This is a genomic window from Halorubrum sp. SS7 (assembly GCF_005435055.1).
Lineage (GTDB): Archaea > Halobacteriota > Halobacteria > Halobacteriales > Haloferacaceae > Halorubrum > Halorubrum salinarum.
In genome coordinates, this window is sequence record NZ_SGXV01000817.1 from 1 (window position 1) to 209 (window position 209).

Sequence of the window (209 nt, forward strand, 5' to 3'; positions counted from 1 at the left end):
AGGTGGCACAAGTACGGCGAGGACCGGCGCGACGAGTTCCTCGCGGACTTCGCGTCGCTGTTCGAGGCGCGCCGCGAGCTGTTGCGGTCGCTCACGGAGCGGGAAGACTGGCGACTGTTCTTCTTCATCTTCACGGCGCCCGACAGGCTCCAGCATCTGATCTGGGACGAGGAGGTGATCCTGGAACACTACCGGGAGCTGGACGCGGT

1 pseudogene is annotated in these 209 nt (G+C 65.1%); it reads left to right on the forward strand.

What is annotated here, in order from left to right:
• Positions 1 to 209 (forward strand): annotated as a pseudogene (locus EXE44_RS20015) (alkaline phosphatase family protein); the annotation flags it as partial.